Here is a 23,102-nt window from a genome sequence, read left to right as displayed (position 1 = left end):
CGCATATGGGTACGTACCCCAAAACCGCAACACTGGAGGGCGTTCCCATCATGGGTCCGTATCGGAAATTATGGTTCACCTTGATCGCCGTATTGGCGGTCACGTTCGCATTGCTGGGTTTCTACGGCGGCGAGGTCTATCGCCAGGCGCCGCCGATTCCTGGGCAGGTCGTGACGACCGACGGCAAACCGCTGTTCGGGCGCGACGACATCCTGGACGGCCAGACCGCCTGGCAATCGGTCGGCGGCATGCAGCTGGGATCGGTCTGGGGACACGGCGCCTACCAGGCGCCCGACTGGACGGCCGACTGGCTGCATCGCGAACTGACGGCCTGGCTGGACCTGGCCGCGCGCGAGCAGCACGGCCGGGACTATGCGCAGCTGGACGCGGGCGCCCAGGCCGCGCTGCGCGCGGAACTGAAGGCCGAGTACCGCGCCAACCGCAGCGACGCCGCCACCGACACGCTGGCGGTGAGCCCGCGGCGCGCGCGCGCCATGGCGCAGACGGCGGCCTACTACGACCAGCTGTTCTCCGACGCGCCCGCGTTGCATCGCAGCCGCGAGAATTTCGCGATGAAGGAAAACACGCTGCCCGACGCCGCGCGCCGCACCCAGCTCACGCATTTCTTCTTCTGGACAGCGTGGGCCGCGGCCACCGAGCGCGAAGGCAAGGCGGTCACCTATACCAACAACTGGCCGCATGAGCCGCTGATCGACAACGTGCCCAGCGCCGAGAACGTCATGTGGTCCATCCTCAGCGTGGTGGTGCTGCTGGCCGGCATCGGCTTCCTGGTCTGGGCCTGGGCCTTCCTGCGCGGCAAGGAAGACGACGAGCCGCTGGCGCCGGCCAAGGATCCGCTGACCACCTTCGCCCTGACGCCGTCGCAGCGCGCCCTGGGCAAGTACCTGTTCCTGGTGGTGGCGCTGTTCGGCTTCCAGGTGCTGCTGGGCGCCTTCACCGCGCACTACACCGTCGAAGGGCAGAAGTTCTACGGCATCGACCTGTCGCAATGGTTCCCGTATTCGCTGGTGCGCACCTGGCATATCCAGAGCGCGCTGTTCTGGATCGCCACGGGTTTCCTGGCCGCTGGTCTGTTTCTTGCGCCGTTGATCAATGGTGGGCGCGATCCCAAATTCCAGAAGCTCGGGGTCGACATCCTGTTCTGGGCGCTGGTGCTGGTGGTGGTCGGATCGTTCACCGGCAACTATCTCGCGATCGCGCAGATCATGCCGCCGGACCTGAACTTCTGGCTGGGTCACCAGGGCTATGAATACGTGGACCTGGGCCGCCTGTGGCAGATCGGCAAGTTCGCGGGCATCTGCTTCTGGCTGGTGCTGATGTTGCGCGGCATCGTGCCCGCGCTGCGCACGCCGGGCGGCGACAAGAACCTGCTGGCCTTGCTGACCGCCTCGGTGGGCGCCATCGGCCTGTTCTACGGCGCGGGCTTTTTCTACGGCGAGCGCACGCACCTGACGGTGATGGAGTACTGGCGCTGGTGGATCGTGCACCTGTGGGTGGAGGGCTTCTTCGAAGTCTTCGCAACCACGGCGCTGGCCTTCATCTTTTCGACCCTGGGCCTGGTGTCGCGCCGCATGGCCACCACCGCCAGCCTGGCCTCGGCCTCGCTTTTCATGCTGGGCGGCATACCCGGCACCTTCCATCACCTGTACTTCGCCGGCACCACCACGCCCGTGATGGCCATCGGCGCCAGCTTCTCGGCGCTGGAAGTGGTGCCGCTCATCGTGCTGGGGCATGAGGCCTGGGAAAACTGGCGCCTGAAGACCCGCGCGCCCTGGATGGAAAACCTGAAGTGGCCGCTGATGTGCTTCGTGGCCGTCGCCTTCTGGAACATGCTGGGCGCGGGCGTCTTCGGCTTCATGATCAACCCGCCCGTTTCGCTGTACTACATCCAGGGCCTGAACACGACGCCGGTGCACGCGCACGCGGCCCTGTTCGGCGTGTATGGCTTCCTGGCGCTGGGCTTCACCCTGCTGGTGCTGCGCTACATCCGTCCGCAGTATGCGCTGAGCCCCGGCTTGATGAAGCTGGCGTTCTGGGGCATGAACCTGGGCCTGGCGCTGATGATCTTCACCAGCCTGCTGCCGGTGGGGCTGATCCAGTTCCACGCGAGCGTCAGCGAGGGCATGTGGTACGCCCGCAGCGAAGGCTTCATGCAGCAGGAGCTGCTGCAGAACCTGCGTTGGGGCCGCACCTTCGGCGACGTGGTGTTCCTGCTGGGCGCGCTGGCCATCGTGATGCAGGTGATCCTGGGCCTCTTGAGCGGCAAGCCCGCGCTGGCCGAGCCGCGCCTGCAGGCCAAGGCGGCGCGCGGCTAGCGTCCCGTCCCGCGCAGGCGTGGCGCACGCTTGCGCGGCAGGACGCCAGGCAAGCGCCGGGCTCTTTGCTTCAGCGCAAAGAGCCCGGCCGCCGCAGCCGGTCCAATGGAATCCAGCCCGCGCCCGACCGGCGCGGGCATTCCGGAGCACCGCCGCATGCGCATCCTGCCGACCGTCATTGTTCTATTGCTGTTGACCGCTTGCGGGCCCCAGGACGGGGCCCGCTTGGCTTTGCCGGAAATCACGCGCCTGCCGCCGGGCGAGGTGAGCTACGTGCCGCCGGGCGAGGCGCTGCGCAACGGCTATCCCGCCACGCCCGCGCCCCGCAGCGCGCGCTACCCGGATGGCCTGGCCATCATGACGCGGCAGGTCAGCCAGGCCGACTACGCGGCCTGCGTGCGCGCCGGCGGCTGCAAGCCGCTGGACCCCGCACAGCGCCAGGCGGCTGCGCCCGAGCTGCCGGCGGTGGGCATCAGCTGGACCGACGCGTCCGCCTATGCCGCCTGGCTGTCCGAGCGCACCGGCAGGCGCCTGCGCCTGCCCAGCTATGCGGAATGGGTCTACGCGGCGGGCGAAGCCTATCGCGAGGAAGCCTTGCCGGCCTTGCCTGGCGGCAGCGACCCCGCGCAGCGCTGGCTGGCGGAATACGAGCAGCAGAGCCGCCGCGGCGCGCAGGGCGACGCCACGGTGCGGACCTTTGGGGCCTACGGCCGCAATCGCGCCGGCCTGATGGACATGGCGGGCAGCGTGTGGGACTGGACTGACGATTGCCATGCGCGGCGCGTGCTGGACGGGCTGCGCGATGGCGCAAGCGTCACCGCTGCGCAGGAGCAGGAAAGCCGCAACTGCGGCATACGCGTCGCGGCGGGCAGGCACATCGCCTATCTGCCCGACTTCATCCGCGATCCCAAGGGCGGGGCGTGTTCGGTAGGCGTGCCGCCGGCGAACCTGGGTCTGCGGCTGGTGCTGGAACCCGGCTAGGCCATGTTGCCTGCGCGCTACGCGCCGGCCAGCTCGGCGCTCGCGTCGCAGGCCTCGTCCGCGGCCGGCGATCCCTGGCGACAGGACAGGCAGGCCGAACAGTCCACGGCGGGCGCGGCGTGCTCGCCCAGGCGGGCCAGCGCGGCGGGCGAGCGCAGCACCACGCGCTTGCGTCCGGCCGAGACGATGCCGCGCTGCTTCCAGTCGCTGAGCAGCCGGCTGACCGTGTGCAGGGTGGTGCCGGTCATTTCGGCGATGTCCTGGCGGGTGATGGGAAAGCCGATGCCGATGCCGTCCTGCATGGGCTGGCCGGATTGCTGCACCAGCCTTAGGATGGCGCGCGCCACGCGCTGTTCGACTTCGTCGGTGGACAGTTCCTGGATGCGGACGTGGGCGTCCTGCAGGCGCTGCCCCATGGTCTGCAGCGCGGCCGCGCCCAGCTGGGGATGGCAGGCGATGAAGCGTTCCCAGGCCGCGGCCGGCCACGCCAGGCAGACGCTTTCCTGCACGGCCTGCACGGTGGCGGGATAGCAGGGCTGCCGCATGGCGCAGGCCAGCCCGAACAGGTCGCCGGGATGGACGTAGCGCACCACGACTTGTTCGCCCTCCGGCGTCAGCTGCGCCACCTTTAGACAGCCATGCAGCAGCACGAAAAAGTGCGCGGCCGCGGCGCCCTGGCGATAGGCCAATGCGCCGGCCTCCAGGCGGCAGGGCAGCGCGCCGCGCAGCGCGGCGTCCAGCTGCGCATCGGCCAAGGGCCTGAACAGATCCAGGTTGCGGAGCAGGGCATGGCACAGGGGCGACGAGGCCGCAGGCCGCCCGGAAGCGTGTGGAGGGTCCATGCCCCGATGGTGACATCGCATCCGCGCAGCGGCAATGCGCGCCGGGCCGCGGGTTGGTTCGAAGTTTGCGCTACAGCAAAGAACACGAGCGATGCCCGGCCTTCAATGGAACCGCCGACAGACTCGGCGTTGCAGAAACCCGAACAGGAGTTGCACATGAACGCTTTGCGCCCCACCTTGCTTGCCATGGCATTGATCGCAGCGATGGCGGGCGGCCCAGCCGCCGCCCAGAACGCCGATCAGCTGGAACGCGCCAAGGTTGCGCTGGTCGCCCCGCCCATGGTCCACCCGCATGAGCAGGTGGCCCGTTCGGGCCCCAAGGTGATCGAATTCACGATGACCATCGAAGAAAAGAAGATGGTCATCGATGACAAGGGCACGACCTTGCAGGCAATGACGTTCGACGGGTCCATGCCCGGTCCTACCCTGGTGGTGCACGAAGGCGATTATGTCGAGCTGACCCTGGTCAATCCGGCCACCAACGCCATGCCGCACAACGTGGATTTCCATGCCGCCACCGGCGCGCTGGGCGGGGCCAAGCTCACCAACGTGAACCCGGGCGAGCAGGCCACGCTGCGCTTCAAGGCGGACCGCAGCGGCACCTTCGTCTACCACTGTGCGCCCGAAGGCATGGTGCCCTGGCACGTGGTGGCGGGCATGAGCGGCACGCTGATGGTGCTGCCGCGCGACGGCCTGAAGGATCCGCAGGGCAAGCCGCTGCGCTACGACCGCGTCTACACGATAGGCGAGTTCGACCTGTACATCCCCAAGGACGCGAACGGCAAGTACAAGGACTACGCGACCTTGGCGGAAAGCTATGGCGACACGGTCGAAGTCATGCGCACGCTGACGCCATCGCATATCGTCTTCAATGGCAAGGTCGGGGCCTTGACGGGGGCGAACGCGCTCACGGCCAAGGTCGGCGAGACGGTGCTGCTGATCCATTCGCAGGCCAATCGCGACACGCGCCCGCATCTGATCGGCGGCCATGGCGACTGGGTCTGGGAAACCGGCAAGTTCGCCAATCCGCCGCAGAAGGACCTGGAGACCTGGTTCATTCGCGGCGGCTCGGCGGGCGCCGCGCTCTACACCTTCAAGCAGCCCGGCGTGTACGCCTACCTGAACCACAACCTGATCGAGGCCTTCGAACTGGGCGCGGCCGGGCATATCAAGGTCGAGGGTAAATGGAATGACGACCTGATGAAGCAGATCAAGGCGCCGGGTCCGATCCCGCGCTGAGCGCTGCGGCAGGGCGCGCTCAGCGCGCCTTGCCCGTATCGGTCCGCCACGCCGTCACGCATTTTCCTTCCGGAGCCATTCCATGTCCTCGCTTTATCGAATCGCGTTCGCCGCCGCGCTGGCCAGCCTGCCCGTCCCGCAAGCGGGCGCCGAGTCGCTGGCCGCCATCAACCCTGCCGGAGAAAAACTCTACAAGTCCGCCTGTGTCGTGTGCCACGCCAGCGGGGTCGCCAACGCGCCCAGGCTGGGTGACAAGCAGGCCTGGTCGCCATTCATCGCGCAGGGCGCGGACGCGCTGTTGGCGACCGTGCTCAAAGGCAAGGGCGCGATGCCGCCGCGCGGCGGCTCATCGGCGGACGAGCCCACGCTCAGGGCCGCGGTGGAATTCATGATGGCCGCGTCCCGCTAGCCGCCGCGCGCGGCGGGCGGGCGGATTAATAGTTGCACTTGCAATTATTAAGAATCCTCCATACGATTGCAATTGCACATGATGCAATTGCAATTCACGATGCGAAATGACGGCGGCCGTACACCGGGATGCCGCCTTCGCGCCCACCAGGAGGACGCCATGGACACCCCGATAGAACCGACCGACGCCGATCCGCAGGAAACCCAGGAATGGCTGGAGGCCATGCAGGCCGTGCTGGCCCACGAGGGCCGGCCACGCACCCACTACTTGCTGGACCAATTGATCGGCCAGGACCGCGCCGGCCACGGCGGCTACGCCGCGCCGAACGCCACGCCCTACGTGAACACCATCCGGCCGGCGGACCAGGGGCTGTTCCCGGGCGACATGGGCATCGAGCTGCGGCTGGACGCCTATCTGCGGTGGAACGCCATGGCCATGGTGCTGCGCGCGGGCAAGACCTCGGGCGTGGGCGGACACATCGCGACCTACGCCTCGGCCACGACCTTGTACGAAACCGGCTTTCGCCATTTCTTCCGCGCGGCCACGCCGGATTTTCTGGGTGACATGCTGTACATCCAGGGCCACTCCGCGCCCGGCATCTATGCGCGCGCCTATCTGGAAGGCCGCATTTCCGAGGAAGAACTCGACCGCTTCCGGCGCGAGACGGCCGGCGGCGGACTGGCGTCCTATCCGCATCCGCGCACCATGCCCGGGTTCTGGCAGTTCCCGACCGTGTCGATGGGCCTGGGGCCGCTGATGGCCGCCTACCAGGCGCGCTACATGCGCTACCTGGAAGACCGCGAGCTGATCCCCGCGCAGGGCCGCAAGGTATGGGGCTTTCTGGGCGACGGCGAACAGGACCAGCCGGAGACGCTGGCGGCGGTGGCGATGGCCGGGCGCGAAAAACTGGACAACCTGATCTTCGTGGTGAACTGCAACCTGCAGCGCCTGGACGGCCCGGTGCGCGGCAACGCCAAGATCATCCAGGAACTGGAAAGCGTGTACCGCGGCGCCGGCTGGAACGTCATCAAGGTGATCTGGGGAGCCGGCTGGGATGCGCTCTTGGCCCAGGACCACGACGGCCGCCTGCGCCGGCGCATGATGCAGTGCGTGGACGGCGAGTACCAGGTGTTCAAGGCGCGCGGCGGCGCCTACGTGCGCGAACATTTCTTCGGCGCGGACCCGGTGCTGCTGGAGCGCGTGGCGCACCTGAGCGATGAGGAGATCGGCGCGCTGAACCGTGGCGGCCACGATCCGGCCAAGATCTATGCCGCCTACGCCACGGCGCTGGCCCATCGCGGCCAGCCCACCGTCATCCTGGCCAAGACCGTCAAGGGCTATGGCATGGGCGCGGCGGGCGAGGCGGCCAACACCAACCACCAGCAGAAGAAGATGGCGGACCCGGCGGTGCGCGCCTTTCGCGACCGCTTCTCCATCCCGGTCCCCGACGATCTGCTGGAACAGATTCCCTACATCAAGCCCGCGCCCGGCAGCGCCGAACGTACCTATTTCGACGCCGCGATCGCGCGCGCGGGCGGCCATCTGCCGCGGCGGCCGGCCGGGCCCGGCCCGTTGGCCACGCCGCCGCTGGAGGCTTTCGCCGCGCACCTGAAGGGCAGCGACGGCCGCGAGTTCTCGACCACCATGGCCTTCGTGCGGGTGCTGGCGCAATTGCTCAAGGACCCGGCCATCGGCCAGCGCGTGGTGCCCATCGTGCCCGACGAGTCGCGCACCTTCGGCATGGACGGCATGTTCCGGCAGGTGGGCATTTATTCGCACGTGGGGCAGCTGTACACGCCGCAGGACGCCGACCAGCTGAGCGTCTACCGCGAAGACCGGCGCGGCCAGATCCTGCAGGAAGGCATCAACGAATCGGGCGCGATGGCCTCGTGGATCGCGGCCGCCACCGCACACAGCACGCACGGCGTGGCGACGATTCCGTTCTACATTTTCTATTCCATGTTCGGCTTCCAGCGCGTGGGCGACCTGGCCTGGGCGGCGGGCGACATCCGCGCGCGCGGCTTCCTGCTGGGCGCGACCTCCGGACGCACCACGCTGGAAGGCGAGGGCCTGCAGCATGACGACGGCCACAGCCACGTGCTGGCTTCGGTCATCCCCTCATGCGTGGCCTACGACCCGGCCTACGCCTACGAGATCGCGGTGATCGTGCAGGACGGCATGCGCCGCATGTACCAGGACGAAGAAGACGTCTTCTACTACTTGACGCTGATCAACGAGAAGACCGCGCATCCGCCCATGCCGCAAGGCGCCGAGGAAGGCATCCTGCGCGGCATGTACCGCCTGCGCGACGGTGGCGATGGCGCGTTGCGGGTGCAGTTGCTGGGCAGCGGCGCCATCCTGGGCGAAACGCTGGCGGCGGCCGATCTGCTGCGTCAGGACTTCGGCGTGGCGGCCGACGTCTGGAGCGTGACCAGCTATTCGGAACTGGGCCGCGACGGCCAGGAGGCAGAACGCTGGAGCCGCCTGCATCCGCTGGAGGGCAGGCGCCGCGGCTACGCGGAAACGGTCCTGGCGGACAGCGAGGGGCCGGTGGTGGCGGCCACCGACTACATGAAGACGGTGGCCGAACAGATACGCCCGTTCATGCAGGACCGCCGTTACGTCACGCTGGGCACCGACGGCTTTGGCCGGTCCGACACGCGGACGGCCTTGCGCGCCTACTTCGAGGTGGACCAGCATCACATCGCGTTGGCGGCCCTGAAGGCGCTGGCGGACGACGGGCTGATGCCGCGCGACTGCGCGGCGGACGCCATCGCCCGCTACGGCATCGACCCGGAGGCCGTGTCCGCGGCGCGGCCCTAGGGGCAGGCTAGACGCGCCGCGCCAGCAAGGCCCAGATCCCGGCGGCGGACAGCAGGGCGCCGCCGCCCAGGTTGAAGCCGCGCTGCGCGCGGGGCGAGGCCAGCAGGCGCCGGGCCGACCCGGCGAAGATGGCGTAGGCCGTGGCATTGATGCCGGCGCAGGCGACGAAGGTGGCCGACAGGATCCAGAGCTGGCGCGTCACGTCGCCCGCCGGATCGATGAACTGCGGCAGGAAGGCCACGAAGAAGATGATGCCCTTGGGGTTAAGCGCCGTCACCAGATAGGTGTTGGCGAACAGTTTCCAGCGCGAGCCCGCGGCGCTGGCGGCGGGCAGCGTCGCCGGCGAGACGCCGGCGCGCAGCAGCTTGAAGCCCAGGTACAGCAAGTACAGGCCGCCCACGACCTTGACCGCCGTGAACCAGAACGCCGACGCCGCCAGCAGGGCGCCCAGGCCCAGCAGCGACAGCAACAGGGCGGTGGAGTCGCCCAGCGCCACCGCCAGCACCAGCGGCAGGCGGGCGCGCCGGCCTTGCGCGATGGAGTAGCTGATGACGGTGAGTATCGTGGGGCCGGGCAGCATCAAGAGCAGGGCGGACGCGCCCAGGAAGGCCAGCCAGGTTTCAAGCGACATGGGATCTGCTCCAGGGGTGGGGCTGTGCGCGGCGGCCAGCCTGCGGGCCACTGTATAGCAATCGCGGCCGCCTGCAAACCGGGCGCGGCCGGGCGTCAGCGCCGGGTGGTGTTAAATACAGCTTTCCCGGACAGTGAACGCGGCGCCGCAAGGCGACGCGAAGGAAACACCATGGCATTCGATTTTGATCTGTTTGTGATCGGCGCGGGCTCCGGCGGCGTGCGCGCGGCGCGTTTCGCCGCGGGCTTCGGCGCGCGCGTGGCGGTGGCGGAAAGCCGCTACCTGGGCGGCACCTGCGTGAACGTGGGCTGCGTGCCCAAGAAACTGCTGGTCTATGGCGCGCATTACAGCGAGGACTTCGAGCAGGCCCGCGGTTTCGGCTGGAGCGCCGGCGAGCCCAGTTTCGACTGGCCCACGCTGATCGCGAACAAGAATCGGGAAATCGAGCGTCTTAACGGCATTTACCGCAATTTGCTGGTCAATAGCGGCGTGACCCTGCTGGAAGGCCACGCCCGCATCCTGGATCCGCACACGGTCGAGATCAACGGCAAATCCCATAGCGCCGCTCATATCCTGGTGGCGACCGGCGGCTGGCCCCAGGTGCCGGACATTCCGGGCAAGGAACACGCCACCACCTCGAACGAAGCCTTCTTCCTGAAGGAACTGCCGCGCCGCGTGCTGGTGGTGGGCGGCGGCTACATCGCCGTGGAATTCGCCTCCATTTTCAACGGCATGGGCGCGCAGACCACGCAGGTCTACCGCGGCCCGTTGTTCCTGCGCGGCTTCGACCAGGGCGTGCGCGAGCATCTGCGCGACGAGCTGGTGAAGAAAGGCATCGACCTGCGCTTCAACTCGGAAGTGACGCGCATCGACAAGCAGGCCGACGGCACGCTGGCCGCCACCCTGAAGGACGGTTCCGTGGTCGAGGCCGATTGCGTGTTCTACGCCACCGGCCGCCGGCCCATGCTGGACAACCTGGGCCTGGAGAACACGGCGGTCAAGCTGGGCAAGGGCGGCTTCATCGAGGTGGACGACGAATACCGCACGGCCGAGCCTTCCATCCTGGCCATCGGTGACGTGATCGGCCGGGTGCCGCTGACGCCCGTGGCGCTGGCCGAAGGCATGGCAGTGGCGCGGCGCCTGTTCCGTCCCGAGGAATACCGCAAGGTCGACTACCAGCTGATCCCGACCGCCGTGTTCAGCCTGCCCAACATCGGCACGGTGGGCATGACGACGGAAGAGGCGCGCGCCGCCGGGCACGAGGTCAAGCTGTTCGAAAGCCGCTTCCGGCCCATGAAGCTGACGCTGACCGAGTCGCAGGAAAAGACGCTGATGAAGCTGATCGTGGACGCCAAGACCGACCGCGTGCTGGGCGTGCACATGGTCGGTCCGGACGCCGGCGAGATCGTGCAGGGCATCGCCATCGCGCTGAAGGCCGGCGCGACCAAGCAGGTGTTCGACGAGACCATCGGCATCCATCCCACGGCGGCCGAAGAGTTCGTGACCCTGCGCACCCCGGTCGCCCAATAGGGCGCGCTACAGGCGTTCGATCATGGCGCGCGCCGCCAGCGGCGCGAGTTCCTTGGCGCCATTGATGAAGAACGCGAAGACATTTCCCGGCCGCGCCGTCTTTTCCGGGGCGCCGGCGAGCGGCAGGTCGGCCGGGTGGCTGCCGCGGGCCCAGCCGCGCAGGCGGTCCGCCCAGGCGTCCAGCGCCTTGGGCGCGTAGCCCGCTTTGTAGGCGGTACTGGCGCGCATCAGCCGCGCATAGACGAAATCGGCGGTACGGTCGGCGATGGATGGGTAGTCCTCGCTATCCGTATAGACGGTGGCTGCGCCGTGGCGCCGCGCCAGTTCCAGGTATTCCTCGCAGGCGAAGCTGGCATGGCGCACGTCCAGCACGTGGCGCAGCGGCAAGCCGTCCACCTTGTCTGGCAGCAGCGCGAGGAAGGCGGCGAAGTCGTCCGCATCGAACGCCTTGGTCGGCGCGAACTGCCAGACGATGGGCCCAAGCTTCGGACCCAGTTCGGCGATGCCGCTGTGCACGAAGCGGTGGATCGAGTCCTTGGCGCCCGCCAGTTCGCGGCGGTTGGTCGCGTAGCGCGAGGCCTTCAGCGAAAAGACGAAGCCTTCGGGCGTCTCATCGCGCCATTTGGCGAAGGTGGCCGGCTTCTGGGTGCTGTAGTAGGTGCCGTTGATCTCGATGGCGGTGAGCTGGCTGCTGGCGTATTCCAGTTCGCGCGCGTGCGGCAGGTTTTCGGGGTAGAAGACGCCGCGCCAGGGGGCGTAGGTCCAGCCGCCGATACCGATGCGGATGGCGCCGTCTTTCGGATGAGGATGCGCTTGCGGCATGTCCGGCCCTCCAGGCGTGGGAACCGGACAACTGTATCGCCGGCGCCACTGGTCCGCAAACCGCTGCCGGAAGTTCGCTGTTCCGATACAGTTTTGCGCTAAGGTGTGGATTCACGTTTCCACTTTCCGCGCGGCCTCGCGCCGGCCCATCATGCCCGACCTTACCCATCTGATGACGTTCGCCCTGGTTGCCCTGGGCATGGTGCTCACGCCCGGGCCCAACATGATCTACCTGGTCTCCCGTTCCATCTCGCAGGGCGCGCAGGCGGGTCTGATTTCGCTGGGGGGCGTGGCGGTCGGCTTTGTCTTCTACGTGCTCTGCGCGGCCTTCGGCATCACGGCGCTGCTGATGGCGGTGCCTTACGCCTATGACGCGCTGCGCATCGGCGGCGCGCTGTACCTGCTGTACATGGCCTGGCAGGCCCTGCGCCCGGGCGGGCGTTCGCCGTTCCAGGTACGCGAACTGCCCAAGAGCAGCCCGCGCACGCTGTTCACGATGGGGCTGGTGACCAATCTGCTCAACCCCAAGATCGCGATCATGTATGTGTCGTTGCTGCCGCAGTTCATCCAGCCCGAACGCGGCAGCGTGTTCACGCAGTCGCTGGCGCTGGGCATGACGCAGGTGGCCATCAGCCTGACGGTCAATGCGTTGATCGCCATCATGGCCGGTTCCATCGCCGGGTTCCTGGCGGGCCGCCCCTTGTGGATGGTGGTGCAGCGCTGGCTGATGGGCACGGTGCTGGCCGGGCTGGCGGTGCGCATGCTGATGGACAATCGCCGCTGATGCAGGCCGAAGACGGTTTCTTCGCTTCCCTGGGCGGCATGCTGGGCGAGGCGCTGCGCAGCGTCGTCGCCGGCTTGAAGTGGCTGCTGGGCGGCCTGGGCCATGCCTTCGGCGATTTCTACTCGGGGCTGGCCGGCGCAATGGGCATGAGCCCTTCGATCTTCAATTTCATCCTGCTGGTGCTGGGGCTGATGTGCCTGTGGGCCGCGGTCAAGGCGCTGCTGCGCCGTTCCATCATCGGCTTCCTGTTCTGGCTGGTCGTGGCGCTACTGCTGCTGGGCGGACTGGGCGCCTAGCGCCTCTCCCAGCGCTTCCCGCAAGAGGGCGATGCGGGGGTTGGCCGGTCCCTTCCGGGTTATCAAGGCCACCACGCTGGAAGGCGGTTCCGGAAGCACGCGTATCTGCCTGACCGCGCCTGCAAGCGCGACATCGTGGCGGATGAGGGCCATGTCCGGCACGATGCCGATGCCCAGGCCGCTGGCGACGAACTGCACGCCGGTGGTGGGGCTGGTTGATTCCACCACGGGTAGCGGCGCGGGCAGACCGGCATGGATGAAGCAGTCTTCTATCAGCTTGCGGCCCATGGATCCTTCGGCCGGCATGATCCAGCGTTCCCGCGCCAGGCGAGTCCAGTCCACGCGCCGTGCGCGGACCAGCGGATGGCTGGCCGCCGCGATCACCGCGAACTGCACTTCAAACAATTTGACGTACTGAAACGCGGCCGCCCCGGATTCCAGCATCTGCAGCGGGAAAGTGGAAATCAGCGCGTCGATTTCGCCCAGCTCCAGCGCGTGGAGCAGGGCGGGCACGCGCTCCTCCAGCAATTGCACGCGCATCGGCCTGGCATGGTTCACCAGCTTCTCGACCACGCCGCGCAGGTAGGTCTGCGCGAGGAAGGGAGGCGCGCCGATGCGGATCTTCGCTGCATAGCGATCGGCGGTCTGGGCGTCGGCGCGCAGATGTCCCAGCTCTTCAAGCAACAGCGCGGCGCCGCGCAGCACCACCTCTCCTTGCGCGGTCGGTTTCAGGCCGCGCGCGGTGCGCAGGAACAAGGCAAAGCCGAACGCGCTTTCGACTTCCGTCAGCGCCTTGCTGAGCGCGGGTTGCGTCAGATTGAGCGCCTGGCTCGCGGCCCGCAGGCTGCCCGTTCCCTGCACTACCTGCAGCATGCGCAGATGGCGGAAGCGCAGCTTGGATACCAGATGGTCGGGTTCGATGGCGCCGGTCATGGGTAGGTATAGAACTGAAAGTTATCGCTATATCAAAATATATCAATTTTTCGATTAACTGCGATCGCCTATCCTGCCCGCATAACAAGGAGACAACATGCAACGCCGTACTTTTTGCCTGGGCGCCCTCGGCGCCGGCATGATGTTCCGTGCCATGGCGAACGCCGCAGAGAGCTATCCGTCGCGGGCCGTGCGCGTCGTCGTTCCCTATGCCGCGGGCGGCGGGCCCGACATCATGGTGCGCCAATTCGGCCCGGTGCTCAGCGCCAGCATGGGTCAGCCCATCGTGGTGGAGAACAAGGTGGGCGCGGGCGGCGTGCTGGCCGCCCAATACGTGGCCCAGGCTGCGCCCGACGGCTATACCGTGCTGCTGGGTTCCAACTCGCATCTGATCCAGAAAGCCCTGCAGCCCAGCCTGATGTTCGATCCCGAGCAGGACTTTCTGCCGGTGACGGTAATCGGCGCCTCGCCCAGCGTGCTGGTCGTGTCTGCCAAGTCGCCCTACCGCACGGCGCAAGATCTGATCGCCACCCTGAAGGCGCAACCGGGCAAGATGAACTACGCCTCGGGCGGCATCGGCTCGGCCGCGCATCTGGGCGGCGCGACCTTCGTCACGCTGCTGGGCGCCGAAGCCACGCACGTTCCCTTCAAGGGGTCGGTGGAGATCCCGACCTCTCTGCTGCGCGGCGACACGGATTTCGCCTTCGCTATTGCCGGGACCGCCGTTCCGCAGGTGCAGGGCGGCCGGCTGCGCGCGCTGGCCGTGACCAGCCGCGAACCCATGGCGGAGCTTGCCGGCGTGCCCACGCTGCGGGAGATCCTGGGCAGCGATCTGGCGGTCCAGGAATTCTGGTTCGCCTTCTGGCTGCCGCGCAAATCGAGCGCCGAGGTGGTCGACAAGCTCTATGGCGCGACCACGGCTTCGCTCAAGGATCCGGGCGTGAAGAGCAATTTCGAGGCGGCCGGCGTCAGCGTGATGCATAGCGACAGCCCGCAAGCCGCCGCGTCGTTCGTGCGCGCCGAAGCCCGCAAATGGGCCGAAATCATCAAACTGACCGGCATCACCGCCGGCTGATCCGCAGGAAACTTATGGCCAAGCCTCTCGAAGGCGTACGCGTGCTCGACCTGTCGCACGTGATCGCCGGTCCTCTCGCTTCCTTCTATCTGGCGCAGCTGGGCGCCGAAGTCATCAAGGTCGAACCGCCGCTGGCGGGCGAAGTCCTGCGTTCGATGAAGAACGGCGTCGACACCGACACGCCCACCGGCTTCGCGGCCATCAACGCCGGCAAGCAATCGCTGGCGCTGGACATCCGGACCCGGCAGGGGGCGGACTTGCTGCGCTCGCTGGCCGCCTCGGCCGATGTGTTCATCGAAAACTTCAGGCCCGGCGTGGTGGCGCGTTACGGGCTGGATTACGCCTCGATCAAGGCGGTCAAGCCCGACATCGTGTACTGCTCCATCTCGGGCTTCGGCCAGCAAGGGGCCTGGTCGCAGCGCGGCGCTTACGACCATGTGGTCCAGGCGATGACCGGCATGATGATGATGTCGGGCGAGGGTGACGACGCGCCGCCGCTGAAAGTGGGTTTCCCGGTGATCGACGTGGCGGTGGGCATGCTGGGCGCGCTGTCCATCGTGTCGGCGCTGCACCGCAGGTTGCGCGAAGGCGCTGGCCAGTACATCGACGCGTCCATGGTCCAGGCCTCGCTGGCGCTGATGTACACCAATACCTGCGCCTACCTGAGCGACGGCACGCCGACGCGCAGGGTCGGCAATCGGGGCTACACCGGCAGTCCCGCCGCCGACACCTACCGCTGCGCCGACGGCTGGCTGGCGGTGGCCGCGAACACGCCGGAACAATTCCGCAAGCTCACCGCCGCCATTGGGGTGGAAGCACTATGCGGCGACGCCAGGGCGCTGGATCTGGAAGCCTTCAACCTGCCCAACGGATTCGTGGTGCCGAACGACCGCGAGTACGTGGTGCAACAGTTGAGAGCCGCGTTTTCGACCCGCAGCGCCGCGCAGCTCGAGGACCTGCTCAGCCAGGCCGGCGTGCCCGCGGCCAAGGTGAGAAAGCTCGAGGAGTTCCTCGACGAGGCGGACGTCACCGGCTGCGTGAGCCTGCCTGATCATCGTTTTCACCAGGGTGGACGCGAACTGCGCACGCATGGGCTAGGCTTTGCCTTCGAGCAGGACGGCGGTCCGACCAAGGCAGGTGCTCCCGCGCTGGGCGAGGGTACGCGCGAGGTGCTCAGGCGAGTGGGCCTGGACGACGCCGCGATTGCCGAGCTCGAGCGCGCCGGCGTCCTGCGGACCCAGGCCGACACCGCGCTTCCCCTGATCCCCTGAACAACCATTCATCCGGAGACTCTATGACTCAACTTTTGCAAGGCCGCGTCGCCATCGTGACCGGAGCCGGGCGTGGATTGGGCCGCTCGCATGCGCTGGAGCTTGCGCAGCACGGCGCCCAGGTGCTGGTCAACGACATGGGCGCGGACCAGCCGGACGCGCCGGCCCAGGCCGTGGTGGACGCGATCCGCGCGGCAGGCGGGGATGCCATGGCGCATGGCGCCGACGTGACCCAGCCGCAGCAGGTCGAGGCGATGGTGCAGGCGGCCATCGCAAGATGGGGGCGCGTCGACATCCTGGTCAACAATGCAGGCATCCTGCGCGACAAGACGTTCGCCAAGATGAGCCTGGAGGACTTCCGGCTCGTGATGGAGGTCCATCTGATGGGCGCGGTGCACTGCACCCAGGCGGTGTGGAACGCCATGCGTGAACAGAACTACGGCCGCATCGTCATGACCACGTCGTCCTCCGGGCTTTACGGCAACTTCGGCCAGGCCAATTACGGCGCGGCGAAGATGGCGCTGGTCGGCTTGATGCAGACCCTGGCCCTTGAAGGGGAACGCTACGGCGTGCGCGTGAATTGCCTGGCGCCGACGGCTGCCACGGCCATGACCGAAGGCCTGCTCGACGAGCAGGCGCTGGCCGTGTTGACGCCGGGCTCGGTCAGTCCCGCCCTGGTTGCCCTGGTGACGGAAAACGCGCCGACCCGGACCATCCTGATGGCGGGCGCGGGCAGTTTCGAGCAGGCCCACATCACCATGACCCGCGGTATCCACCTGAACGGCGCGGACTTGTCCGCCCAGGCACTGATCGACCGCCTGGACGAGGTTTCCGACCGCGCGCAAGAAACCGTTCCCGCCACTGGTTTCGACCAGTTGCGCCACGAGATCGCCAAGGCCCAGGCATGCGAAACCGAGAAGTTGTAGTCCTGTCGGGCGTGCGCACGGCCATCGGCAGTTTCGGCAAGAGCTTGAAGGACGTCCCGCCCACGGCGCTGGCCGCCGAGGTGCTGAAGGCCGCCGTGGCGCGCGCAGGCCTTGCGCCTGCGCAGGTCGAGCACGTCTGCTTCGGCCAGGTCATCACCACCGAAGCGCGTGACCTGTACCTGTCCCGGGTGGCGGCGATCGAGGCCGGTTGCGCCGACGGCACGCCGGCATTCAACGTCAACCGCTTGTGCGGTTCGGGATTGCAGGCGGTCGTTTCCGCGGCGCAATCCATCCTGCTTGGTGACTGCAAGGTCGCGGTGGCGGGCGGCGCCGAGAGCATGTCGCGCGCGCCGTACGCCACATCGGCGCTGCGTTTTGGCGCGCGCATGGGCGATGCGCCGATGACCGATATGCTGCTGGGCGCCTTGCATGATCCGTTCCACCGCATCCACATGGGCGTCACGGCGGAAAACGTCGCCAGGCGCTACGGCATTACGCGGGACGCGCAGGATGCGCTGGCGCTGGAGAGCCACCGCCGCGCCGCGCGCGCCACGGCCGAAGGCCGCTTCGACGCGCAGCTCGTGGCCATCACGACACCCGGCCGCAAGCCCGTCGTGTTCGCGCGGGACGAGCACGTCCGCGCCGATATCGCGCCGTCGGAGCTTGCCGCCCTCAGACCCGTATTTTCTTCCGACGATGGCACGGTCACGGCGGGCAACTCGTCCGGCATCAATGACGGCGCGGCCGCGCTGGTGCTGATGGAACGTTCTGAGGCGCTGGCCCGTGGCGCGCGTCCCATGGCCCGCCTGCTTGCCTATGCCCATGCCGGCGTGGACCCGCGCTACATGGGCATGGGCCCGGTTCCCGCCGTGCGCTGCGCCCTGGCCAAAGCGGGCTTGTCCGCCGCCGATATGGATGTGATCGAGTCCAACGAGGCCTTCGCGGCGCAGGCCTGCGCGGTGGCGCGCGAACTGGATCTGGATCCGGCCAAGGTCAATCCCAACGGGTCGGGCATCGCGTTGGGGCATCCGGTGGGCGCCACGGGCGCGATTATCGCGGTCAAGGCCTTGCACGAACTCGAGCGCATTGGCGGACGGTATGCGCTGGTCACCATGTGCATAGGCGGCGGGCAGGGCATCGCCGCAATTTTCGAACGCATCTGAAGTCGCCATGACACACAATCCTGTTGCCTCTCCGCTGCCGTTCGGCTCGGTCCAGTCTTTGCTGGACGCCGTGGGGCAGCCTCCCATTGTTTCCGATGCGCTGCTGATCGATCAGGGCATGATCGACCGGTTCGCGCAGGTCACGCTCGATACGCAGTGGATCCATGTGGACCGGTTGCGCGCGCAGGCGGAATCCCCTTACGGCGACACCATCGCGCATGGCTTTCTGGCGCTGTCGCTGCTGACGCACTGGCAGAACAGCTGCATCGCCTTTCCGGGCGCGGCGATGTTGCTGAACTACGGATTCGACAAGGTCCGCTTCACCGCGCCGGTGGTTTCCGGCACGCGCGTGGCCGCCAGCTTTTCCTTGGCCGAGGTCGTGGAGAACGGCACAGGCGTGGCTCGCTGCGCCTGGAAGGTCGCGATCCAGGCCGAGGGGACGCCCAGGCCGTCGGTGCACGCCGACTGGCTGATCATGGTCCGCTACGGGAGCCCTTGAGGCCCAGCGCCACGTCGCGGAGCCTGCGCACCAGGCCCGCGAACCGCTCGGCCCCGGTGTTGCCGTATCCGATCACCAGGCCGTTATCTTCCGCCCGCGGCGCCACCGCAAACGACGACAACGCGCCCGGATTCATGCCGATCTTGCGTGCCTGCTCCACGATCTCCCGGTCGGAATACGCGGCAGGCAGGCGCACCGTCAGATGCAGCCCGGAATGTCCGCCCAGGACCTCGTGTTCGATCCCCAGATGCGCCGCCAGCGCCTCGCGCAGCGCTCCCTGGCGTTCGCGGTACAGGCGCCGCATGCGGCCCAGGTGGCGCGAGAACTGGCCGTTTTCCATGAAGGCCGCCATGGTCAGCTGTTCCAGCCGGTGGCCGCCGCGCAGCATCTCGATGATGGACGGCATTGCCTGCGCGGCGATGGCTTCGGGCAGCACCAGGAAGCCCAGGCGCAGCGCCGGGAACATGGTCTTGCTGAAGGTGCCCACGTAGAGCACCGGCGCGTCTTCGACCAGGCCTTGCATCGCGGCGATGGGTTCGCCTTGATGGCGGAATTCGCTGTCGTAATCGTCTTCGATGATCCAGGCGCCGGCCTGGCGGGCGCGTTCGATCAGGCCCAGGCGGCGCGGCAAGGACAGCACCGCGCCCGTGGGGTACTGGTGCGACGGCGTGGTCTGGATGAGGCGGGGCGGACGTTCCTGCCAGGCGCTTTCGGGGATCACGATGCCATCCGCGTCGACGCGCATGGCCACCACGTCCAGGTCGCCGCCATGGAAGGCGGACTTGGCGCCGCGGTAGCCGGGGTCTTCCAGCCAGGCGGTGTCGCCGGGGTTGGTCAGCAGCTGCACGCACAGCGCCAGCGCGCCCTGGGCGCCTTCGGTGATGACGATGCGCGAGGCGTCGCAGCGCACGCCGCGCGACACGCGCAGGTATTGGGCGATGGCTTCGCGCAGGGCGGGTTCGCCTACCGGATGGCCGTAGCCCAGGGCGGTGGCGGGCGCCGCTTGCAGCGCGTGGTCCTGCGCGCGGCGCCAGGCGCTTATTGGGAATTGCGTCAGCGCCGGGGTGCCGGGCGTCATGGGCAGCGACCCGTCATGGGCGTAGCGCGTGGAGACGATGCGCGTCAGCCGCTTGGCCGTCAGCGAGGGCTGGTCCGTGGGCGGTGTCGCGCGCTTGGCGGCGATGGCCGCGGCGGCCGACAGGGGCGCGACCCGCGTGCCCTGGCGGTCGGCGATCACGTAGCCTTCGGCCGTCAGTTGCTCGTAGGCGATCAGCACCGTGTTGCGCGAGATGGCCAGTTCCTCGGACAGGGCGCGCGACGAAGGCAGCTTGCCGCCCGCCGGCAGTTGGCCGGCCAGGATGGCCTGCTTGAGGCGCTGGATCAGCTGGCGCTGGCGCGGCAGCGCGCCTGGGCCGCGCGTGAGCGGGCTGGACAGCAGGGCGGGGGTGTTCATCTTGGCCCTATTAAAATTCGGGATCGTGGTGCTTTTTATGATGCCACGATTCCGATATCGTGAGGGCATGCGTACTGCGTCCGTCCCTTTGGGCGGCGCGCCAACCTGAAGAGGCCCCGTAGCATGCAACCCCGCGTCAACGCCTACCAGCAACCCATCGGCCCGGACATGACGGGCTGGACCACGCGCCCGCGTCCGCCCCTGACGCCCATCGTCGGCCGCTATTGCCGGCTGGAGCCGCTGTCGGCCGAGCGCCACGCCGAGGATCTGTATCACGCGTTCAGCCAGGCGCCGGATGACAGCGACTGGACCTATATGTCGGTGGGGCCGTTCGCAGACCTGGCGGCCTACCGCCAATTTGCCGAGAAGGCGCAGGCCGGCAACGATCCCTTGCACCACGCCATCATCGACCTGGAAACGGGCCGCGCCATCGGCACGCTGGCGCTGATGCGCATCGACCCGGCCAACGGCGCGATCGAAGTCGGCTTCGTGTCGTTCTCGCGCCAGCTCAAGCGCACCCGCATCGCCACCGAGGCCCAGTTCCTGCTGATGCGCCGCGCCTTCGATGAGCTGGGCTATCGCCGCTACGAATGGAAGTGCGACAGCCTGAACGCGCCGTCGCGCGCGGCCGCCGCCCGCCTCGGATTCCAGTTCGAGGGCATCTTCCGCCAGGCCACGGTGTACAAGGGCCGCAGCCGCGACACGGCCTGGTTCGCGATGGTCGACGGCGACTGGCCCGCGCTGCGCGCCGCTTATGAACGCTGGCTGAGCCCGGACAACTTCGACGCGCAAGGGCGCCAGCGCCAGGGCCTGTCCGAGCTGACGGCCGAGGCGCGCGCCGCGTGCGCCTGATCCCGATTGCGCTGGCCCTGTTCTGGGGTCTGAACTGGCCGGCGGTGAAGATCATCCTGTCGATCTTCCCGCCGTTCACGCTGCGCCTGCTCGGCCTGGGCAGCGGCGCGGTATTGCTGTTGCTGCTGGCGCGCGCCAAGCGGGTCAGCTTGCTGCCGCCGCGCGAGTCGTGGCGCGGCATCATCGTGGGCGGCTTGCTTGCCGTCGCGGCCTTCAACCTGCTGGTGGCTTGGGCGCAGCTCAGCACCAGCACCTCGCGCGCGGCGGTGCTGACCTTCACCATGCCCATGATGTCGGCCCTGCTGGCCTGGGCGGTACTGGGCGAACGCCTGGATCGGCGCCGGGCGCTGGCGCTGCTGCTGGGCGCGGCGGGAGTGTCCATCCTGGCCTGGCCGGTGCTGCGCGCGGTCTTCGGCGAACACGACGCGGCCGCGGCCAAGGGTCTGGTATTTCCGCTGGTGGCGGCTTTCGGCTGGGCTGCCGGCACGGTCTACCTGAAGGGCTGGCCGGTGGCCGGCGACCGCATCGTCGTCACGGCCTGGCAGTTGGCGGTGGGTGCGGCCTGCGCGCTGGGCGGCATGCTGATCGCGGGCGAATCGTTTCCCACGCAGGGCTGGAACGGCCGCGTGGTGGCGGCGTTGTCGTTCCACATCATCCTGGGCACCGCCGTCGCGTACTGGCTCTGGTTCGTGCTGAGCGAGCGCGTCAGCGCCACGGTGGCCGCGCTGACCACATTGATGGTGCCGGTGGTGGGAGTGCTGGGCGCGATGGCGCTGGTGGGCGACCGGCCCGCGGCTTTGGACTGGTGGGGGTTCGCCCTGGTGCTGGGCGGCGCCGCGCTGATCGTGCTGAACCTGGGCGCGGCGCCCGCGCCGCGATCCAGGCCATAGGCGCGGGCGGTTCAGCGTGCGCGCCGCAGCTTCTCGCGCAGCAGTTCGGCGCCACTCACCAGGGTGATGCCGGCCAGCACCAGCAGGGCGCCCAGCACAAAGCCGGCGTCCAGCGGTTCGTCCAGGATGAGCACGCCGAAGCTCACGCCGAACAGCGGCGTCATGAACGACAGGACGGACAGGCGCGAAGCCAGGTAGCGGCGCAGCAGCCAGAACCAGGCCAGATAGCTGGACAGTGCCACCACCACGGACTGGAAGGCGACGCTGAGCACCGCCGCCTGCGTATAACGAAAACCGGCGTTGCCGGTGGCCGCGGCGTACGCCAGCAGGGTGATGGCCGCGACCGCCATCTGGTAGAACAGCGTCTTGGCGGGCGCGGCTTCGGACAGCGAGGTCTTGCGGATCGCCACGGTGGTGGCGCCCCAGAACAGGCCGGCCAGCAGTCCCATCGCATCGCCCAGCAGCATGTTGGGAGCGGCGTCGGAGCCCGCGGGCTGGCCCTTGCCCAGGAAGGCCACGGCGATGCCGCAGAAGGCGATGGCCACGCCGACCCATTGCAGCGGCTTCAGGCGTTCTTCGGGCAGCAGCCAGTGCAGCCCCAGCGCGGCGAAGATGGGCGCGGTGTAGAGGAACACAGACATGTGCGAGGCGGTGGTGTAGACCAGGCCCTGCGCCACGAACAGGAATTCCCCGGCGAACAGCAGGCCCACGATCAGGCCGGGCAGCGCCGTGCCGTCCATGACGGCGCGCAGGCCTTCGCGCCGCCACACTGCCACGGCCAGGACCAGCGCCGCGAACGTCGAGCGCAGTCCGATCTGCATGATGGGCGACACGTCCGCGGCCACCAGCTTGATGGCGATCTGCTGGAAGCCCCAGCAGACGCACAAGAGCAGCATGGCGCCGGTCGCCAGTCCGTCCAGCGGCTGGCGCAGGGGCTTGGCGGCGCTCACGGCAGTTCGGCGGGGTAGCTGTCCAGGGCCAGCCCGATCTGCTGGCGCAGGTCCCATTCCGCCAGCGTCGATTGCACCGGGCCGAAGAAGGCGCCGTCGCGGGTCACGAACATGGCGGGCAGGTGGAAGACTTCGTAGCGTTCGACCAGGCCGCGGTTGTCGCCGGCATCGACCCAGCACACGCGTTCCACGGGCAGCTCCAGCTGCGGCAGTTGTTCGCGGGCGATGCGGCAGGTGCCGCAGGTGCGGCTGTGGAAGACCAGCAGGGACAGCCCGGGCGCGTCCAGCAGGTAGCGGTCGGCGGTGCTGTCGTTGAGTTCTATCTGTTCCATGGGGCGGGCAAGGCGGGAGAGGGGCGCCGGTCGCGGCGCGAGGCGCCCATTATGGCAGCGCCCCG

Annotated in this window: 22 protein-coding genes; 15 read left to right on the top strand and 7 right to left on the bottom strand. The window is 68.2% G+C overall.

Going from position 1 to position 23,102, the window contains the following annotated elements:
- The first annotated feature begins 50 nt into the window (after positions 1 to 50).
- Positions 51 to 2,336: a nitric-oxide reductase large subunit gene (locus NGK62_RS24760; protein ID WP_059380275.1), complete on the top strand. Its 2,286-nt coding sequence runs from the start codon at positions 51 to 53 to the stop codon at positions 2,334 to 2,336.
- A gap of 105 nt (positions 2,337 to 2,441) precedes the next feature.
- The gene (locus NGK62_RS24755) at positions 2,442 to 3,317 is read left to right on the top strand and encodes a formylglycine-generating enzyme family protein (RefSeq protein ID WP_251880765.1); all 876 of its coding nucleotides are present in this window, start codon (positions 2,442 to 2,444) and stop codon (positions 3,315 to 3,317) included.
- 17 nt (positions 3,318 to 3,334) lie between these two features.
- Here the strand turns inward: NGK62_RS24755 and NGK62_RS24750 are convergent, their stop codons facing one another.
- On the bottom strand, positions 3,335 to 4,159 hold the full coding sequence (locus NGK62_RS24750) for a Crp/Fnr family transcriptional regulator (RefSeq protein ID WP_251880763.1): 825 nt from the start codon (positions 4,157 to 4,159) through the stop codon (positions 3,335 to 3,337).
- A gap of 156 nt (positions 4,160 to 4,315) precedes the next feature.
- On the opposite strand from NGK62_RS24750, the gene nirK reads away from it, so the two are divergent.
- From nirK to aceE, 3 genes are all read left to right on the top strand, one after another.
- Positions 4,316 to 5,398, top strand: a complete 1,083-nt coding sequence (nirK, locus tag NGK62_RS24745; RefSeq protein ID WP_251880761.1) for a copper-containing nitrite reductase — start codon at positions 4,316 to 4,318, stop codon at positions 5,396 to 5,398.
- A gap of 82 nt (positions 5,399 to 5,480) precedes the next feature.
- Positions 5,481 to 5,807, top strand: a complete 327-nt coding sequence (locus NGK62_RS24740) for a c-type cytochrome (protein ID WP_059380264.1) — start codon at positions 5,481 to 5,483, stop codon at positions 5,805 to 5,807.
- 159 nt (positions 5,808 to 5,966) lie between these two features.
- Positions 5,967 to 8,630, top strand: coding sequence for a pyruvate dehydrogenase (acetyl-transferring), homodimeric type (aceE, locus tag NGK62_RS24735; RefSeq protein WP_251880760.1), 2,664 nt, complete (start codon positions 5,967 to 5,969; stop codon positions 8,628 to 8,630).
- A gap of 7 nt (positions 8,631 to 8,637) precedes the next feature.
- Here aceE and NGK62_RS24730 read toward each other — a convergent pair whose 3' ends face one another.
- The gene (locus tag NGK62_RS24730; RefSeq protein ID WP_251880758.1) at positions 8,638 to 9,261 is read right to left on the bottom strand and encodes a LysE family translocator; all 624 of its coding nucleotides are present in this window, start codon (positions 9,259 to 9,261) and stop codon (positions 8,638 to 8,640) included.
- 171 nt (positions 9,262 to 9,432) lie between these two features.
- Between NGK62_RS24730 and gorA the strand changes: the two genes are divergently transcribed.
- Positions 9,433 to 10,791 carry a glutathione-disulfide reductase gene (gorA, locus tag NGK62_RS24725; protein WP_118933756.1) on the top strand — a complete coding sequence of 453 codons (1,359 nt, stop codon included), beginning with the start codon at positions 9,433 to 9,435 and terminating at the stop codon, positions 10,789 to 10,791.
- A gap of 6 nt (positions 10,792 to 10,797) precedes the next feature.
- On the opposite strand, the gene NGK62_RS24720 is transcribed toward gorA, so the two are convergent.
- A complete protein-coding gene (locus tag NGK62_RS24720) occupies positions 10,798 to 11,613 on the bottom strand; it encodes a DUF72 domain-containing protein (RefSeq protein WP_059380260.1) in 816 nt (271 codons plus the stop codon).
- Between the two features lie 151 nt (positions 11,614 to 11,764).
- On the opposite strand from NGK62_RS24720, the gene NGK62_RS24715 reads away from it, so the two are divergent.
- Positions 11,765 to 12,397, top strand: coding sequence for a LysE family translocator (locus NGK62_RS24715; RefSeq protein WP_059380273.1), 633 nt, complete (start codon positions 11,765 to 11,767; stop codon positions 12,395 to 12,397).
- On the top strand, positions 12,397 to 12,693 hold the full coding sequence (locus NGK62_RS24710) for a hypothetical protein (protein WP_059380259.1): 297 nt from the start codon (positions 12,397 to 12,399) through the stop codon (positions 12,691 to 12,693). Before NGK62_RS24715 ends, NGK62_RS24710 begins: the two co-directional genes overlap by 1 nt.
- On the opposite strand, the gene NGK62_RS24705 is transcribed toward NGK62_RS24710, so the two are convergent.
- Entirely contained in the window at positions 12,664 to 13,626 is a 963-nt protein-coding gene (locus tag NGK62_RS24705; protein ID WP_223124322.1) for a LysR family transcriptional regulator, read from the bottom strand. The genes NGK62_RS24710 and NGK62_RS24705 overlap by 30 nt on opposite strands.
- A gap of 97 nt (positions 13,627 to 13,723) precedes the next feature.
- Here NGK62_RS24705 and NGK62_RS24700 point away from each other — a divergent pair, with 97 nt between their 5' ends.
- From NGK62_RS24700 to NGK62_RS24680, 5 genes are read left to right on the top strand one after another with little or no spacing between them, the layout of a single operon-like run.
- Positions 13,724 to 14,701: a Bug family tripartite tricarboxylate transporter substrate binding protein gene (locus NGK62_RS24700; RefSeq protein ID WP_251880756.1), complete on the top strand. Its 978-nt coding sequence runs from the start codon at positions 13,724 to 13,726 to the stop codon at positions 14,699 to 14,701.
- Between the two features lie 14 nt (positions 14,702 to 14,715).
- Entirely contained in the window at positions 14,716 to 15,972 is a 1,257-nt protein-coding gene (locus NGK62_RS24695) for a CaiB/BaiF CoA transferase family protein (protein WP_251880755.1), read from the top strand.
- Between the two features lie 23 nt (positions 15,973 to 15,995).
- Entirely contained in the window at positions 15,996 to 16,898 is a 903-nt protein-coding gene (locus NGK62_RS24690) for an SDR family NAD(P)-dependent oxidoreductase (protein ID WP_251880753.1), read from the top strand.
- The gene (locus tag NGK62_RS24685; RefSeq protein ID WP_118933761.1) at positions 16,877 to 18,061 is read left to right on the top strand and encodes an acetyl-CoA C-acyltransferase family protein; all 1,185 of its coding nucleotides are present in this window, start codon (positions 16,877 to 16,879) and stop codon (positions 18,059 to 18,061) included. Before NGK62_RS24690 ends, NGK62_RS24685 begins: the two co-directional genes overlap by 22 nt.
- Positions 18,062 to 18,068: 7 nt before the next feature.
- Positions 18,069 to 18,560, top strand: coding sequence for a MaoC family dehydratase (locus tag NGK62_RS24680; RefSeq protein ID WP_251880751.1), 492 nt, complete (start codon positions 18,069 to 18,071; stop codon positions 18,558 to 18,560).
- Here NGK62_RS24680 and pdxR read toward each other — a convergent pair.
- Positions 18,535 to 20,013, bottom strand: a complete 1,479-nt coding sequence (gene pdxR, locus NGK62_RS24675) for a MocR-like pyridoxine biosynthesis transcription factor PdxR (protein ID WP_251880749.1) — start codon at positions 20,011 to 20,013, stop codon at positions 18,535 to 18,537. The two genes, NGK62_RS24680 and pdxR, sit on opposite strands and share 26 nt — an antisense overlap.
- Positions 20,014 to 20,136: 123 nt before the next feature.
- Between pdxR and NGK62_RS24670 the strand changes: the two genes are divergently transcribed.
- The gene (locus NGK62_RS24670; protein ID WP_059380252.1) at positions 20,137 to 20,865 is read left to right on the top strand and encodes a GNAT family N-acetyltransferase; all 729 of its coding nucleotides are present in this window, start codon (positions 20,137 to 20,139) and stop codon (positions 20,863 to 20,865) included.
- On the top strand, positions 20,856 to 21,755 hold the full coding sequence (locus tag NGK62_RS24665) for a DMT family transporter (protein ID WP_059380251.1): 900 nt from the start codon (positions 20,856 to 20,858) through the stop codon (positions 21,753 to 21,755). Before NGK62_RS24670 ends, NGK62_RS24665 begins: the two co-directional genes overlap by 10 nt.
- Before the next feature lie 11 nt (positions 21,756 to 21,766).
- Here NGK62_RS24665 and NGK62_RS24660 read toward each other — a convergent pair whose 3' ends face one another.
- On the bottom strand, positions 21,767 to 22,705 hold the full coding sequence (locus NGK62_RS24660) for a DMT family transporter (RefSeq protein WP_118933765.1): 939 nt from the start codon (positions 22,703 to 22,705) through the stop codon (positions 21,767 to 21,769).
- Positions 22,702 to 23,037, bottom strand: coding sequence for a thioredoxin family protein (locus NGK62_RS24655; RefSeq protein ID WP_042793046.1), 336 nt, complete (start codon positions 23,035 to 23,037; stop codon positions 22,702 to 22,704). Before NGK62_RS24655 ends, NGK62_RS24660 begins: the two co-directional genes overlap by 4 nt.
- Between the last annotated feature and the right edge of the window lie 65 nt (positions 23,038 to 23,102).

Source organism: Achromobacter sp. Marseille-Q4954 (assembly GCF_943737025.1).
Lineage (GTDB): Bacteria > Pseudomonadota > Gammaproteobacteria > Burkholderiales > Burkholderiaceae_B > Achromobacter > Achromobacter bronchisepticus_A.
Note: the sequence above shows the minus strand (reverse complement) of the source record. Positions and strands in the feature narration are given on the sequence as shown.

What these genes read in the sequence shown, in the direction of transcription:
- NGK62_RS24740 (WP_059380264.1), top strand. Translation starts at nt 5,481, where the DNA reads ATGTCCTCGCTTTATCGAATCGCGTTCGCCGCCGCGCTGGCCAGCCTG.
- NGK62_RS24690 (WP_251880753.1), top strand. Translation starts at nt 15,996, where the DNA reads ATGACTCAACTTTTGCAAGGCCGCGTCGCCATCGTGACCGGAGCCGGG.
- nirK (WP_251880761.1), top strand. Translation starts at nt 4,316, where the DNA reads ATGAACGCTTTGCGCCCCACCTTGCTTGCCATGGCATTGATCGCAGCG.
- NGK62_RS24695 (WP_251880755.1), top strand. Translation starts at nt 14,716, where the DNA reads ATGGCCAAGCCTCTCGAAGGCGTACGCGTGCTCGACCTGTCGCACGTG.
- pdxR (WP_251880749.1), bottom strand. Translation starts at nt 20,013, where the DNA reads ATGAACACCCCCGCCCTGCTGTCCAGCCCGCTCACGCGCGGCCCAGGC.
- aceE (WP_251880760.1), top strand. Translation starts at nt 5,967, where the DNA reads ATGGACACCCCGATAGAACCGACCGACGCCGATCCGCAGGAAACCCAG.
- NGK62_RS24750 (WP_251880763.1), bottom strand. Translation starts at nt 4,159, where the DNA reads ATGGACCCTCCACACGCTTCCGGGCGGCCTGCGGCCTCGTCGCCCCTG.
- NGK62_RS24655 (WP_042793046.1), bottom strand. Translation starts at nt 23,037, where the DNA reads ATGGAACAGATAGAACTCAACGACAGCACCGCCGACCGCTACCTGCTG.
- NGK62_RS24685 (WP_118933761.1), top strand. Translation starts at nt 16,877, where the DNA reads ATGCGAAACCGAGAAGTTGTAGTCCTGTCGGGCGTGCGCACGGCCATC.
- NGK62_RS24710 (WP_059380259.1), top strand. Translation starts at nt 12,397, where the DNA reads ATGCAGGCCGAAGACGGTTTCTTCGCTTCCCTGGGCGGCATGCTGGGC.
- NGK62_RS24700 (WP_251880756.1), top strand. Translation starts at nt 13,724, where the DNA reads ATGCAACGCCGTACTTTTTGCCTGGGCGCCCTCGGCGCCGGCATGATG.
- NGK62_RS24715 (WP_059380273.1), top strand. Translation starts at nt 11,765, where the DNA reads ATGCCCGACCTTACCCATCTGATGACGTTCGCCCTGGTTGCCCTGGGC.
- NGK62_RS24760 (WP_059380275.1), top strand. Translation starts at nt 51, where the DNA reads ATGGGTCCGTATCGGAAATTATGGTTCACCTTGATCGCCGTATTGGCG.
- NGK62_RS24705 (WP_223124322.1), bottom strand. Translation starts at nt 13,626, where the DNA reads ATGACCGGCGCCATCGAACCCGACCATCTGGTATCCAAGCTGCGCTTC.
- gorA (WP_118933756.1), top strand. Translation starts at nt 9,433, where the DNA reads ATGGCATTCGATTTTGATCTGTTTGTGATCGGCGCGGGCTCCGGCGGC.
- NGK62_RS24730 (WP_251880758.1), bottom strand. Translation starts at nt 9,261, where the DNA reads ATGTCGCTTGAAACCTGGCTGGCCTTCCTGGGCGCGTCCGCCCTGCTC.
- NGK62_RS24670 (WP_059380252.1), top strand. Translation starts at nt 20,137, where the DNA reads ATGCAACCCCGCGTCAACGCCTACCAGCAACCCATCGGCCCGGACATG.
- NGK62_RS24755 (WP_251880765.1), top strand. Translation starts at nt 2,442, where the DNA reads ATGGAATCCAGCCCGCGCCCGACCGGCGCGGGCATTCCGGAGCACCGC.
- NGK62_RS24720 (WP_059380260.1), bottom strand. Translation starts at nt 11,613, where the DNA reads ATGCCGCAAGCGCATCCTCATCCGAAAGACGGCGCCATCCGCATCGGT.
- NGK62_RS24680 (WP_251880751.1), top strand. Translation starts at nt 18,069, where the DNA reads ATGACACACAATCCTGTTGCCTCTCCGCTGCCGTTCGGCTCGGTCCAG.